Below are 14453 nucleotides of genomic sequence, written 5' to 3' on the forward strand. Positions count from 1 at the left end.
ACTAAATTTCTCTTACAATTATTACCAACGTAGTTTACTTAATGACTCTATATCTACCGATTTTGTATTCCTATAGACCATAACTATAATAGCTAAGCCTACTGCAACTTCGGCGGCGGCCAATGCCATAACAAAAAACACAAAAACCTGTCCGCTTGGATCTCCACGATAAGCAGAAAAAGCAACAAGCAACAAGTTTACCGAGTTCAGCATAAGCTCAATAGACATCATAATAATGATGATATTACGGCGAATAAGAACACCGGTAACACCAATAGCAAACATAATACTACAAAATATAATGTAGTGATTAAGTGGAACTCCTTGTATCTGATCAACTATATTTTCCATTATGCTTTCTTAACGTCTTTTTTTGCTAATAATACGGTTCCTACCATAGCTGTTAGAAGTAGTACTGAAGACAATTCAAACGGCAATAGAAACTCATTAAAAAGTACTTTCCCTAAGTTTTTCACCAAACCGATATCCGCATGAGCTGCTACCATTTCATTACTGGGCTCAAGCACACGGAAAGCACCAAGGAGTGTAGCAATCAAACACATACCCGCAATAGCTCCTATGATTTTGACAAGATTTGATTTCATAGGTTCGGATTCTTTGTTTAGATTAAGCAACATCAGAACAAAAAGAAAAAGCACCATGATTGCGCCCATATAAACAATAAAGTTTACAACAGCTAGAAACTGCGCATTGAGTAAGATATAATGAATAGTAAGTGTGAAAAAAGTAATAACCAAATATAACACACTATGCACAGGGTTCTTTGTGAAGATGGTCATCAACGCAAAGATTATGGCAAGAAATGCAACAAAATAAAATATAGACATATTAACTAGACTGCTTTTGGTTTAACTTTTGAATATCAAATACAGGCTCGACAAGTTTATCTTTGCCATAAATAAAATCTTTACGTAAATACTCTGCTGTAACATGCGAACCATCTAAATAGATTGCCTCTTTCGGGCAAGCTTCCTCACATAAACCACAGAAAATACAACGCAACATATTGATTTCATAAACCGCCGCATATTTCTCTTCTCTATACAAATGCTCTTCGCCCTTTTTACGCTCAGCAGCGGTCATAGTAATGGCCTCTGCCGGACATGAAAGAGCACAAAGACCACAGGCTGTACAACGCTCGCGCCCCAACTCGTCTCTTTTTAAGGAATGTTGTCCACGAAAGTTTTTCGAATAAGGCCTCTCCTGCTCTGGATATTTTACCGTCGGTTTTTTCTTAAAATAGTGACGTATAGTAATACCTAGCCCTTTGACAATCGCAGGTAAATAAATACGCTCCCAAAAGTTCATGGGTTTCTGCTCGAGGACTTTTTTTCTGTTTGATAATGATTGCATGGTCAATATCTTTTTCTTTTCTAAATTAAATTAAGATGTACGTAAAAGGTAATCTTAAAAATAGGTGTCTTTTACCACCGTTATAACTCCTGTTAATACGATATTGGCAATAGCCAATGGAATTAAAACCTTCCATCCTAAGTTTATCAACTGATCATAGCGAAACCGTGGCAATGTCCAACGGATCCACATAAAAAAGAAGATAAATCCAAATATTTTCGCAAAAAACACCAAGACTCCAATAATAGTAATCCAGTTATCTGAAAGCCCTAACTCGTACATGAATGGGAAATTATACCCACCAAAATATAACGAAGCCATTAAGGCGGAAGAAACAAACATGTTGATATATTCAGAGAACATATATAAACCAAGCTTCATGGAGGAGTACTCTGTATGATAACCACCTACAAGCTCAGTCTCACACTCTGGCAAATCGAACGGAACCCGATTACACTCTGCGAAAGAACAGGTCATAAAAATAAGAAAGCCCAAAGGTTGAACCCAAATATTCCAATTGAGAAAGCCCGACTGCTGCGCAACAATTTCACTCATGGATAATGTGCCAGAAACCATCAAAAGAGCAATAATGGATAAACCCATTCCGATTTCGTAACTGATACTCTGTGAAGCCGCTCGGATAGCTCCCATTAAAGAGAACTTATTATTGGACGCCCAGCCCCCTAACATAATACCATAGACACCAAGCGCTACTACACCGAATATATAGAGTACGCCAACGTTAATATCAGCAACTTGAAGCACTATAGCACGATCGCCAATAGTTAATGTTTGCCCCCACGGGATAACAGCAGAAGTAATACAAGCTGTAATAATGGTTAAAGTGGGTCCTAAGACAAATAAACTTTTATGCGCACCGGCCGGGATAATTTCTTCTTTAAAAAAGAACTTACCACCATCACACAAAGGCTGAAGTATCCCTTTAAAGCCAGCCCTGTCTGGACCTAAACGATCCTGCATGAAACCAGCAACTTTGCGCTCAGCCAAAGTAGAATACATAGCTATAACCAAGGATATCACGAAGATAATGGTTACTAATATTAATTTTTCTAAAATAAAAGCTCCTTCCATATATATGCTATCTATACTTATTTTAATCGTTCTGTACGCGCTAATTGCTCTTCATTTGCTTCTTGCAATTCTGGATTATTCTTAATCACAGGAATAGGTTGGAACGTATTATAATGATTTGCCGTAATTACGGACTCTTTATCAAGTTTAGTCGGCTCATCTAAAACCCAATCGCTGGTTCTCTTTTTATCAAAACGACAGGTGTTACAGATAAAATCATGTACCTCATTATATTCGTCTTTCCGCCCTGTAACACGGAGAACCTCTTCTCCTTTATACCATAACGTAACTTGCCCGCTACAAGTTGGGCAATCACGATGAGCATCAACAGGTTTTGTAAACCAAACACGGCTTTTGAATCGAAATGTTTTATCGGTTAAAGCACCGACCGGACAAACGTCTATAACGTTGCCTATAAAATCATTATCAACCGCTTTTTCTATAAAGGTAGAGATTTCGGCATGATCACCACGGTACATGACACCATGCTGCCTACCCTCAGTAAGCTGGTTGGCAACGTAAACACAACGGTAACACAGAATACAACGATTCATATGCAATTGTATCTTGTCGCCTATGTCAATACGCTCAAAAGTGCGACGCTCAAATTCATATCGCGTTTGCTCTACACCATGTTCATAGGATAAATCCTGAAGTTTACACTCGCCAGCCTGATCACAAACAGGACAGTCTAACGGATGATTGATCAATAACATCTCTACTATTGATTTTCTCGCATCAAGAACTTCCGTAGAAGTAATATTTTGAACTTCCATACCATCCATTACATTGGTACGACAAGAAGCAACCAGCTTTGGCATAGGCCGCGGATCCTTTTCGGAACCTTTGGATACTTTCACCAGGCAGGTACGGCACTTACCACCGCTACCTTCCAATGTAGAATAGTAACACATGGCCGGCGGGACAATATCTCCACCGATCTGTCGAGCCGCATTCAAGATAGATGTACCAGGCTCAACCTGAACCGGGATTCCATCTATAGTGACTGTAAATTTCTCTAATTGTTCTACTGCCATTGTCCTATATATCGTTAATTCAAAAGAATTATTTAATGTTAAACAAATTTATTCTGCAAGAGGTGCTAAAGGATCAGCATAGTGAGCTAATCCGAAGTTTTTTGTCTGTGCCTCCTGCGGATTATTAATATGCCATTCAAACTCATCTCTAAAATGACGGATAGCAGCTGCTACGGGCCAAGCCGCAGCATCGCCTAATGGACATATGGTGTTACCCTCGATATTACGCTGAATATCCCATAATAAATCTATATCCTGAGGGCTCGCCTGCCCATGCTCGATGTTGTATAATATTTTTTCCATCCAGCCTGTACCTTCACGACACGGAGAACACTGTCCACAACTCTCATGACGGTAAAAGCGGGTGAAATTATAAGTGTTACGCACTATACATTGATCTTCATCAAATGCAATGAAACCACCGGACCCCATCATAGTTCCAGTTTCAAAACCGCCTTCAGCTAATGATTCGTAACTCATCAGACGGGATTCTCCGGTGCTGGTTTTCAAAATCAGGTTAGCCGGTAGAATAGGCACCGAAGAACCTCCGGCTACTACAGCTTTCAGACGCTTGCCATCCGCAATGCCGCCACAATACTCATCAGAATAAATGAACTCTTCAACAGGAAGCCCTAGTTCGATTTCGTATACACCTGGCTTCCGAAGATTTCCACCCGCAGAAATAAGCTTTGTGCCGGTTGATCGACCAATACCTATTTTTGCGTATTCATCACCCCCATCATTAATAATAGGGACTACAGAAGCAATGGACTCAACATTATTGACTACAGTAGGACAACCATACAAACCCGAAACAGCAGGGAAAGGCGGTTTAATACGAGGATTACCACGCTTGCCTTCTAACGACTCGAGTAAAGCAGTCTCTTCTCCACAGATATAAGCCCCCCCTCCTGGGTGAACAAATATCTCTAAATCATAGCCAGACCCTAATATATTTTTGCCTAATAGCCCTGCATTTTTTGCCTCTGCAATAGCCTGCTCCAAAATACGTATCTGAGGCATCATCTCGCCACGAACGTAAATATAGGAAGTGGCCGTTCCTAAAGCATAGCTTGAAACAATCATGCCTTCTATTAAAGCATGAGGGATATGGGTCATTAAATACCTATCTTTAAAGGTGCCAGGCTCGGACTCGTCGGCATTGCAAACCAAATAACGAGCTACCCCCTCAGGCTTTGCTAAGAAACTCCATTTCATTCCCGTAGGGAAACCAGCGCCTCCGCGCCCTCTTAACCCCGATTTCTTAACCTCTTCCAAGACATCATCAGGCGACATACTCTTTAAAGCCTTTTCGACTGCCCGATATCCGCCCTTCTGTCGGTAAACTTCCAAGGTGTTGATACCAGGGACATCGATATGCGTCAGCAATAATTTACGTGCCATATATCTACGTATTTTGTACTTTTTGTTTTAATTCACTGATCAACTGATCAACCTTTTCTTCGGTAAGATTTTCGTAGTAGGTATACTCAGGTCCAATCTGCAAAACCGGCCCATAACCGCATGCAGCACTACACTCGACCCCTCTCCATGAAAACAGCCCGTCCTCAGTAACTTCACCTTCCTTAACACCAAGTTTATCTTCAATGTATTTCATGATACGTTCAGCACCAACCAAACAACAAGGACCTGTACGACAAACCTCTAAATTATACTTACCGCGAGGTTCTAAAAAATACATGGTATAAAAGGACGCAACTTCATAAACTTCCACAGGTTGGATACTCAAAAAAGAAGCAACCTTATCCATCGCATCTGTGCTTACCCAACCATACTCTTCTTGAACTAGATGAAGTATAGGCAATAAAGCTGACTTTTGTTTACCTTCAGGATATCTGGAAACAATTTCTGTGAAACTTTTCAGCAACTCTGCAGAAAAGTTAACTATCAAGTTTTCCTTTACACTAAGCATCAAGTTCTCCGGCTATTATATTTAAACTACTCATGTTAATAATCGCATCTGAAATCAGCATTCCGCTACTCATAGGCGCAAACATCTGATAGTTGATAAATGAAGGTCTTCTAAAGTGCAGACGGTAAGGCGAACGCCCGCCATCGTGGATCAAATAGAAGCCTAACTCTCCGTTTGCACCTTCAACAGCATGATAAACCTCAGATTTTGGTGTATCCCATTCGCCCATTACAATTTTGAAATGATATATAAGAGCTTCCATATTTGTGTAAACCTGCTCTTTAGGAGGTAAATAGAAAGCGGGGACATCCGCATGGAAAACACCACTAGGCTCTTTCTTAATTTTTTCTAATGCCTGCTCTATAATACGTACAGATTGGCGCATTTCCTCGTTACGCACCATAAAGCGATCGTATATATCACCGGTGGTTCCGACAGGAACATCAAAGTCAAAATCCTCATAAGAGCTATAAGGAGCTACTGCCCGCATATCATAATCCACTCCAGTAGCGCGCAATATTGGTCCTGACCAACTATAATCTAACGCTTGCTCCGGGGTAACAGCCGCTACTCCAGCTGTACGATCAATAAAGATTCTGTTGCGAATAAAAAGCTCTACAAACTCCTCTAAGACAGGAGGGAACCGCTTTACAAACGCCTCTATTTTCCGAATAGCGATGTCATTAAAATCACGCTCAAAACCTCCGATACGCCCTATATTTGTAGTTAAACGTGCACCACATATTTCTTCATAAATCTCATAGATCTCCTCGCGCTCTTGCATCACATACAAAAAGCCTGAAAAAGCCCCCGTATCCACTCCTAAAATACCATTACAGATAATATGATCGGCTATACGAGCTAATTCCATAACGATAACACGCATATAATCAACCCGCTTAGGCATTTCAATATCCAAAAGCTTTTCCACAGTCATGTGCCACCCCATATTGTTAATAGGTGACGAACAGTAGTTTAACCTGTCAGTTAAGGGAGTTATCTGATAGAATGGTCGATGTTCGGCAATTTTCTCAAAAGCCCGATGTATGTAACCAATAGTAGAGACGCCACTCACAATACGCTCTCCATCAATTTGAAGGACATTTTGAAAAACGCCATGCGTAGCAGGGTGCGTAGGCCCTAGATTTAAGGTGATTAAGGCATCCTGCGGATCATTATCAGTAAAAATGGGGTTGTTGTTGTTTAGTTTACTTATGGGTCTACTCATTTCTTACACATCAGTTAACGGCCAAAATAAAAGTCTTTTTTATCAACCCGATTCGGGTCTTCTAAAGGATGTTCTTTTCGCATAGGATAAACATCAAGTTCATCCATATTTAGAATACGTCGCAAATCAGGGTGCCCATCAAAAATAATCCCAAAAAAGTCATAGGTTTCTCGCTCCATCCAATTCGCACCATTCCATACAGACGTAGCAGAAGAAATAATAGGATCAGGACCAGCGAGAAAAACTTTCAAACGCAATCTATGATTTTGAAGCATATTATAGACATGATACACAACACAAAAAGCTTTTTCCTGCTCTGGGTAATGCACACCTGTAATATCTGTCAAATAGTTAAACCGCAACCCAGGATCATCTTTTACATAACGAAGAACATCCAATATAGCATCCTTGTCGGTCTCGATGGTCAATAACTCATGAGGTTCACCAATCAAGGAAATTCTATCTCCAAACTTAGCTTGCAGCTTTTCTAAAACTATCGGGTTACTTAACTTATCCATTATCTGTAACTATACCGTATTTTTCTAACAATGCTTTATACTCTGGCGTATTTCTTCTATTCAAAGATTCGGACTTCACAATCTCCTGAAGCTTCATAACACCATCTAAAATCGCTTCAGGTCTTGGGGGACACCCAGGAACATATACATCAACCGGAATGATTTCATCTATACCCTGCATAACAGAGTAAGTGTCAAAAATACCACCACTAGACGCACAAGCCCCCACAGCAATAACCCAACGGGGCTCTGCCATTTGCGTATACACCTGTTTTAAAACAGGCCCCATTTTTTTTGCAATCGTTCCCATCACTAACAGCATATCGGCCTGTCTAGGAGAAAAGCTTGGACGCTCTGCACCAAATCTTGCCAAATCATACGTAGCACCCATTGTTGCCATAAACTCTATCCCGCAACAAGAAGTTGCGAAAGGCAATGGCCACAATGAATTAGCTCGGGCTAAACCAATAGCTTTATCTAAAGTGGTTGCAAAAAAACCGGCACCCTCTACGCCCGGAGGCGCTTCGGCCAATGACACTTTACTCATGATAATCGTTTATATTTACACTTACTAAATACACAAATTTATTATTTCAATTTATGGGACAATAGTTACTCTTGCCTTGCTAATCCCAATCTAAAGCTTTCTTCTTAATAACATAAATAAAGCCGAGAAGTAGCATGCCCATAAAAACAAACATCTCAATCAACCCTTGCACACCAAACTCTCTAAAATTCACTGCCCAAGGGTACATAAATATCACCTCAATGTCAAAAATCACAAAAAGAAGTGCTACTACGAAGTATTTAATTGAAAAAGGTTGTCGTGCATCCCCTATTACTTCTACACCAGACTCAAATGATCCTAACTTGTTTTCCGTGCGAACCTTTGGCCCAATTAAATGTGTACCAATAATAGTTAACACACCGAAAGCTACCGCAACACCTAATTGTATAAGGATAGGAATATAATCAACAGGCATACTTGCCACATTTGCGCTCTCCATAAATTGTTAGTTTTATTATCTCTTCAGTACCAAATATATCACTTTTTTATAACAAAAAAAAGGGACTGCAAGCAGCCCCTTAAATATCTCACTATTTATTTTGATTATAAATAGTCTTGAAATTGCAATGCAAATTCATCGGCCGGATTAATCGCTAATACAGCATCAAAATATGCTTTCGCTTTCTCTACTTCACCTTTACCAAATGCATAAACACCTAAATAGTTATTTGCATCTAAAATATAAGCTCTGTTCTTATCGTCAACAGGCTTATCTTTATAAAAAGCTAAAAGTTTAGTAAACGGTTCAACGAAACTATCACTTAATCCTTCTAAGTCTCCCAAATCTTCTTGAGCTAACAAAGAATAAGCTTTATGATAAAGAGCAGATGCATGATAACGCTCGACAATTTCCTCTTTATTTCCTGTTAAAACAATATCAAAAGCTTTAACTGCCGCATCAAACTTAGGCTTAGCTTCTTCCCTTTTATCTTCTCCTTCTTGTGCACCATCAATAATTTTACGACCTTGACTATATTCCCCTAAACCAATATAGTAGTTTGCATCGTAATAATAGTCAGATTCTGGTTGTGATGCCGGAATAGCAAAAAGCTTAATAGCTACATCAATTTCGCCATCTTGGTACTTTGCAAAAGCAGTTTCTGAAATATCAGTCTCTATATTATCTTCTTCTGTTTGTCTAGCAACAGCTTCTTTCAAGTATTCTAACCCTTTTTCATCGTTATTGATACTTAGGTTCGCAAGCCCTCCGTAGAAAAAGTCACGTGCAATTAAGCGCTCTTTTGGTACTTCACTAAATAATTTGTTCATGTACTCAGCAGCCTTCGGGTAATCTTTATCCTGAAGGTAAGTAGTATATCCTAAGTAACGGTAAATTTTCGCATCAACGCCAGGCATTGTAGCCAACTCTGTCGAAACAGTTTTCAACTCGTCATAGTTACCCGAGTAGACCAAGAAGTCAGCATAACGAGTTTTAGCCTCGATACTATTGTCTCCTGTTAAACTTAAATACTTCTTATAGTTTTCAACTGCTTTCGCATTAAGTTCACGATATTGCTCCTCAGGTGCTTTTAAAGACGACAAATAATAAGTCTCTGCTAACTCACGATAAATAGGTGCATAGTCAGGGTGTGACTGTTGCAATAAAGTTAACTCCTCTAAAACAACGTCATAAGCCTGCGCACGACGAGATATAACTGCTTGACCAATTTTAGGAGCCAATAAATTGGTATCCATATATTCAGCATCGCGATAGTTGACAAAAGCCTGACTGCTTTCTCCCAAACCAGCATATGCATCACCTAGGGCAATTAAAATAAAAGGATCTTTTTGATTCTTTTCCTTAGCTTGTGTTAAGTATTCAATCGCTTTTGTATAGTCAGGCTTAGGAGCTTGTATATAAGCTTCACCAATATACAATAATGGCAAATAATCTTTTTTACCTAACCCAGTAACAGCTGTAGCAAATTTAGCCTCTGCTGCAGATTGATTGCCACTTAATAAATCAACAATCCCTAACCCTACATTGTTTAACTGCTCTTTCGGAGCATTTGTTAAACCTTCGTTAAAAACAATAGCAGCCGAATCAATTTTATCATTAATGATATGAACTTTACCTAGGTAAAAATAGTTCTCTCCGTCCTTTGCTTTCTTCTCCACCAAGTTCTGAAGAATAACCTTAGCTTTGTCATACTGCTCTGCAGTTAATGCGGCTTTGGCATCCTTCAAGCTTTGTGCACTAACAGACCCTATCGTTCCTGCCAATAATAAGCTTAAAAATAATTTGCTGTTTGTCATAATCTATACGTATTCTTTTATTATCTGTTTTTTTAAATTTTATCTCTTATTATAAGCTCTCGTCCAGGCATAGTCGCAGGCAACAACCCTGATTTTAGAACAATCCGTTGCCCTCTATCACCGGTGACAAATGCTGAAAAACCAACACCTAACCCCATGTTAGGTTGATAATTCATTACATAAAATGTATGTCTTAAAGGGTACTTTTGTGTAGCTATTGTTGATTGACTTGGTTTATAATATAAACCATCAGCGTGCTCTCCAACAGTGTTCCCAAGGCTCAAGATACGAATATTATTTTTATTTGAAAGGGAAGATTTAAAATTCAAATATTCATTATATCCCAGCACACCTACTGCATGAGCATCTGCTTCAATAGCCTCCAAAAGCTCTTCGATTTCATTTACGCCATCTACAAAGTTTGAAGCGACTTTATCAATATTTCCTAAGTCCTTAAGCAATCGAAAGTGACTTGAGTTTATATTATGAAACACAAGTTTCTTACCAACAGCGCTTCCCTGCATTATTTTAAATACATCTTCTACTCTAACGCTTGTATCTTGGGAATTAGTATTATTTATAAGAACTATTGCATCAGACCATACAGGAAAGACACGAGGTACAATTCCTCTTTTTGTAAAAAAGCCTTCTTCTTCCTCATTCAATTTTCGAGCCAAAATGGCTACACCTGCTTTCTCGCTCAACAGATCTTGAACTGCCATTACCTCAGGTTTTGCAATAAGATTAACCTTCGCATTATAATAAGAAGATAAAAAAACCTCTTTTTGCTCCTCAGCCAAAGATAGACCAGCCTCATCTACCAGTACATTCAAGGTGCCGACTAAAATATCTTCTTTAGACTGGGTTCTTGATGAATCTCCCTCTCCTACTTGCGAAGTCTCTTTTACAGCTGATCGCTGACAGCCAAAATTAAATGTGAACACCATTAAAATTAAGCATGAGCTATATAAAACTCGTTTATAATCTCCAAAAAATCTCATGATCATTACTTTAATTACTGATTTGTTCAACATAAAAAACACTTTTTTGACCTCTAACTTGACTTCTAATTTACTGTTATTTCTCTAAGCTTAATATCGCTTAACGCATAAAGTTTTTTTGCCACAGCCTTGCAAAACGCATGAAAGAATAGACAATAAGTAATATGCCAAAGAAATTTTTATAAGTGGGGTCTATTTCCAGGGGAAAATTATCCCAAAATATAATTATCATGCCTAATGAAAAATAAAAGGCAAACATGGCTAGGCCTAAAATGGACAGAAATCGCTGTGTTGGCGATTTCTGTCTAAAATTATTCTGATTATTTCTCAAACCATTGAATTTATACTATTGCTGAAGGTTCAAAGTCATTGGTAACTGATAGTTTACACGAACCTTTCTACCGTTCTGTACACCAGGTTTCCAAGGCTTAGCCTTCTTCAATACGTTAACCAACGCTTGTCCTGTTCCGTAGGATAAATCTTTTACGATTTTAATATCCGTAAGGCTTCCATCACGTTCCACAACGAATGAAACAACAATTTGTCCTTTAACACCAGCATCGATAGCTCCTTGCGGATACTGATACTGATTCTGCACCCAAGTACGGAATGCATTAATACCTCCAACTGGATCAGGTGGTATCTCCACAGAGTTAAACACTTTATCGAGATCCGCATTGCCATCAGGATCACCAGTTAAGCTTCCTGTAATTTGACCTTCTACTTTTTTAGGTCCAATTTCTCCACTAGCAATACTTGTTGCTTTACCTGTACCTTTTAACGTGATACGAGCTGGAGAAGCTTTTTCTTTAAACTCTTCCTGAGAAGCGATCTCCTCTGTTACTTGATTCTGAGGCACTACCTTAGGTTCAGGGAACCTTACAACATCCTCAGCCGGGGGATCTTGCGCGATCCGTTGTGGCGGTTCTTCTATCGGAAGTGGCTCTTCTTCTTCTTTTTCAGGCTCTGGAATTTCCAAATCCTCAAGAGTTACTTCCGTAATTACCGGAGCTTCCTCTATTGGCTTGTCTGGAAAGACCTTGATGTTAAACACCTTTGGAGCGCTAAAAAGAAATACAGCTGATGCTACTAGAACAAGTCCGGTATTGGTAGCCTTAGGCGCAAACTTACGTAAGTCATAGGCACCATATTCCCTGTTTCTATTCGCAAAAACGACATCGAGCCATTCTTTCTTGAATATATCTAATTTAGATCCAAACATATACTAATAAATATTGTGCGATTAATCGTTATACAAATTTTCGCCTTTTAACACTTCTATTTCGTCGTCGTTGATCTTTGAAATCGTATAACGTTTGACATCTGTAATTTTCATTTCGTCAAGTATATCCACCAAATTATGGTGAACAGATTTATCGCTAGGTCTGATTACAACGATCAAGTCTTTACCTCCACTGCGCGCAGGAACCTCTTTTTGCATTTTAAGGAGTACTTCACGAATACCTTCTTTACCATACTCCACAGTTGCTGGAGCATAAATAGGGTTCGCTAGCTGCCCGTAATACCAAGAGATTTTGTTGTCGGACCCCAATAAAAGTGTAATAGAACGAGTGTCAGCGATTTCCACATTATCTGTTGCATCTACTTTATTTTTATCAGGCCACGCAACGTCCATCGCTTGCGGCTTATTCAACGAGGTTGTCAACATGAAAAAGGTAATCAAGAGGAACGCTAGATCCACCATGGCTGTCAAATCGACGCTACCACCATTTTTCTTAGACCTTACTTTCCCGCCTTTTGCTTTTCCACTATCTTGATTTAATTCTGCCATTTTCTTTGTACTATTTTAAATTAATCGTCCGCGCCTCTTAACCCTGTTACAAAACTAAACTTGTTTTGTTTCTGATTACGTAACGTTTCGATAATTAAATAAACGGTTGGATATTTCTCATCGGCATTTGCTTTGATAGCTACTTTCATCGGTCCTGGATCAACGAAGTCTTTCTCTCCGTCTCTTGATCTATTGTACTCAATTGTAGCTTTTCTTGCTTCCTGGACCCATGAATACAACTCATTCGTTGCAGTTTCCGTACTATCTACAGGAATACCCACTTGAAGATCGACCGTTCTTTTATCATTTTCTAGTGAAAGCAACTGACGCAAGTTTTTCATTGGAACTCCAAACTCGTCCAATTGTCTAAACTTCTCATATTCTTCTGCTGAAAAACCAACTCCATACTTAGCTGACATATTTTTCAAAGTAAGCTCCCGTACAGTGGGGTTCTTTACAGAGAAAAACACTTTGCCGCCGGCTACCGAAATGACACCTAAATTGTCATCAGGTAATTTATCCTGCGTAGTAGAAGCTGGTGTATCAACCTCCAAAACTTCAGGCTGGCGAGCTGTCGCTGTTAAAACGAAGAACGTAAGAAGCAAGAATGATACGTCACACATCGCCGTCATGTCGATGGTGGTACTGGCTCTTTTTACTTTTGCTTTACCCATTTCTCTTTACTTCCTTAATTAACAATTCTTATTCTCTTTCTTTAAAGATGCAGTAACTATAAATTTTCCATAAAAAATTTAAAACTGCACCCAAATCTCTTACTTGTGGTTTGCAGCGTACGTTTGTACGATAGAGAAACCAGCTTCGTCGATTGAATAAGTTAAGTTGTCAATTTTAGCTGTTAAGATATTATATAAAACAATTGCAAATGTAGATGTAGCAATACCTGTAGCCGTATTAATTAAGGCCTCAGAAATACCGTTTGCTAATTTAGCCGAGTCAGGAGTACCTCCAGTTGCTAAAGCCGAGAAAGCTTTAATCATACCTGTTACTGTACCTAATAGACCTGTCAACGTACCGATAGATACTAATGTTGCAAGAACGTTCATGTTTTTCTCTAACATTGGCATCTCTAATGCAGTTGTCTCTTCGATTTCTTTCTGAATAGCAATTACAGACTTTTCTGAATCTAAGTTCGTATTAGCAGAAACATCTTTGTATTTTAACAATCCAGACTTCACAACATTTGCTACAGATCCTTTTTGTTTATCACACTCAGCGATAGCTGAATCAATATTACCTGCATTAATTAAAGACTGAATTTTTCTCACGAAGTTACCCACGTTACCAGTACCCGATGCTCTATTGATTACGATAAAACGTTCGATAGCGAAAACGAAAACCATTAAGAATAATCCTAATAAAACTGGAACTACATATCCAGCGTGGTAAACCATACCTGCATAGTTACCCGGTACCGGTTGATTTTCACGATTTCCATCGATAAAGTTTGATGGGTTACCCATAACAAACTCATAAACAAGATAGCCAATTACAAAACAAATGATAATTGCTAAACTCGCAAATAAATTACTTGAATTTCCGCCTTCTTTCTTAGCAGTCGTAGTAGTTTTTGGTGCGTTTGCCATTTTTACTAATTTTTAGATTTTTACTGTTGTTTATTATTTATGTTTAATTC

General features: G+C 38.9%; 17 protein-coding genes. All 17 read right to left on the reverse strand.

The features are described 5' to 3' along the window. Positions 1–21 precede the first annotated feature (21 nt). The 17 genes from nuoK to ORI89_RS14390 all read right to left on the reverse strand — a co-directional run bounded on the left by nuoK (position 22) and on the right by ORI89_RS14390 (position 14403). Entirely contained in the window at positions 22–351 is a 330-nt protein-coding gene (nuoK, locus tag ORI89_RS14310; protein ID WP_268231182.1) for an NADH-quinone oxidoreductase subunit NuoK, read from the reverse strand. Next, complete coding sequence (locus tag ORI89_RS14315) at positions 351–848, reverse strand: NADH-quinone oxidoreductase subunit J family protein (RefSeq protein WP_268231183.1); 498 nt, start codon at positions 846–848, stop codon at positions 351–353. The genes nuoK and ORI89_RS14315 overlap by 1 nt, the downstream gene beginning before the upstream one ends. A 1-nt stretch (position 849) precedes the next feature. After that, entirely contained in the window at positions 850–1374 is a 525-nt protein-coding gene (locus tag ORI89_RS14320) for a NuoI/complex I 23 kDa subunit family protein (protein WP_268231184.1), read from the reverse strand. A 54-nt stretch (positions 1375–1428) separates the two neighbouring features. Then, entirely contained in the window at positions 1429–2466 is a 1038-nt protein-coding gene (nuoH, locus tag ORI89_RS14325; protein ID WP_268231185.1) for an NADH-quinone oxidoreductase subunit NuoH, read from the reverse strand. A gap of 17 nt (positions 2467–2483) precedes the next feature. Next, a complete protein-coding gene (locus tag ORI89_RS14330; RefSeq protein ID WP_268231186.1) occupies positions 2484–3503 on the reverse strand; it encodes a 2Fe-2S iron-sulfur cluster-binding protein in 1020 nt (339 codons plus the stop codon). 48 nt (positions 3504–3551) lie between these two features. Then, complete coding sequence (nuoF, locus tag ORI89_RS14335) at positions 3552–4907, reverse strand: NADH-quinone oxidoreductase subunit NuoF (RefSeq protein WP_268231187.1); 1356 nt, start codon at positions 4905–4907, stop codon at positions 3552–3554. Between the two features lie 4 nt (positions 4908–4911). Further along, positions 4912–5436 (reverse strand): NADH-quinone oxidoreductase subunit NuoE family protein, encoded by a 525-nt coding sequence (locus ORI89_RS14340; RefSeq protein ID WP_268231188.1) that lies wholly within the window; start codon positions 5434–5436, stop codon positions 4912–4914. Next, positions 5429–6664: an NADH-quinone oxidoreductase subunit D gene (locus ORI89_RS14345; protein ID WP_268231189.1), complete on the reverse strand. Its 1236-nt coding sequence runs from the start codon at positions 6662–6664 to the stop codon at positions 5429–5431. Before ORI89_RS14345 ends, ORI89_RS14340 begins: the two co-directional genes overlap by 8 nt. A 14-nt stretch (positions 6665–6678) precedes the next feature. After that, positions 6679–7182 (reverse strand): NADH-quinone oxidoreductase subunit C, encoded by a 504-nt coding sequence (locus ORI89_RS14350; RefSeq protein WP_268231190.1) that lies wholly within the window; start codon positions 7180–7182, stop codon positions 6679–6681. After that, a complete protein-coding gene (locus tag ORI89_RS14355) occupies positions 7175–7729 on the reverse strand; it encodes an NADH-quinone oxidoreductase subunit B (RefSeq protein ID WP_268231191.1) in 555 nt (184 codons plus the stop codon). The genes ORI89_RS14350 and ORI89_RS14355 overlap by 8 nt, the downstream gene beginning before the upstream one ends. 79 nt (positions 7730–7808) lie before the next feature. After that, complete coding sequence (locus ORI89_RS14360) at positions 7809–8189, reverse strand: NADH-quinone oxidoreductase subunit A (RefSeq protein WP_268231192.1); 381 nt, start codon at positions 8187–8189, stop codon at positions 7809–7811. A 104-nt stretch (positions 8190–8293) separates the two neighbouring features. After that, positions 8294–10006, reverse strand: coding sequence for a tetratricopeptide repeat protein (locus ORI89_RS14365; protein WP_268231193.1), 1713 nt, complete (start codon positions 10004–10006; stop codon positions 8294–8296). Positions 10007–10038: 32 nt separating this feature from the next. Further along, positions 10039–11040, reverse strand: coding sequence for a PstS family phosphate ABC transporter substrate-binding protein (locus ORI89_RS14370; protein WP_268231194.1), 1002 nt, complete (start codon positions 11038–11040; stop codon positions 10039–10041). Positions 11041–11353: 313 nt separating this feature from the next. Continuing rightward, the gene (locus ORI89_RS14375) at positions 11354–12229 is read right to left on the reverse strand and encodes an energy transducer TonB (protein WP_268231196.1); all 876 of its coding nucleotides are present in this window, start codon (positions 12227–12229) and stop codon (positions 11354–11356) included. Between the two features lie 21 nt (positions 12230–12250). Further along, the gene (locus tag ORI89_RS14380; RefSeq protein ID WP_268231197.1) at positions 12251–12799 is read right to left on the reverse strand and encodes an ExbD/TolR family protein; all 549 of its coding nucleotides are present in this window, start codon (positions 12797–12799) and stop codon (positions 12251–12253) included. Between the two features lie 20 nt (positions 12800–12819). Further along, complete coding sequence (locus ORI89_RS14385; RefSeq protein ID WP_268231198.1) at positions 12820–13473, reverse strand: ExbD/TolR family protein; 654 nt, start codon at positions 13471–13473, stop codon at positions 12820–12822. 99 nt (positions 13474–13572) lie between these two features. After that, the gene (locus tag ORI89_RS14390; protein WP_268231199.1) at positions 13573–14403 is read right to left on the reverse strand and encodes a MotA/TolQ/ExbB proton channel family protein; all 831 of its coding nucleotides are present in this window, start codon (positions 14401–14403) and stop codon (positions 13573–13575) included. Positions 14404–14453 lie beyond the last annotated feature (50 nt).

The organism is Sphingobacterium sp. UT-1RO-CII-1 (assembly GCF_026711005.1).
Taxonomy (GTDB): domain Bacteria; phylum Bacteroidota; class Bacteroidia; order Sphingobacteriales; family Sphingobacteriaceae; genus Sphingobacterium.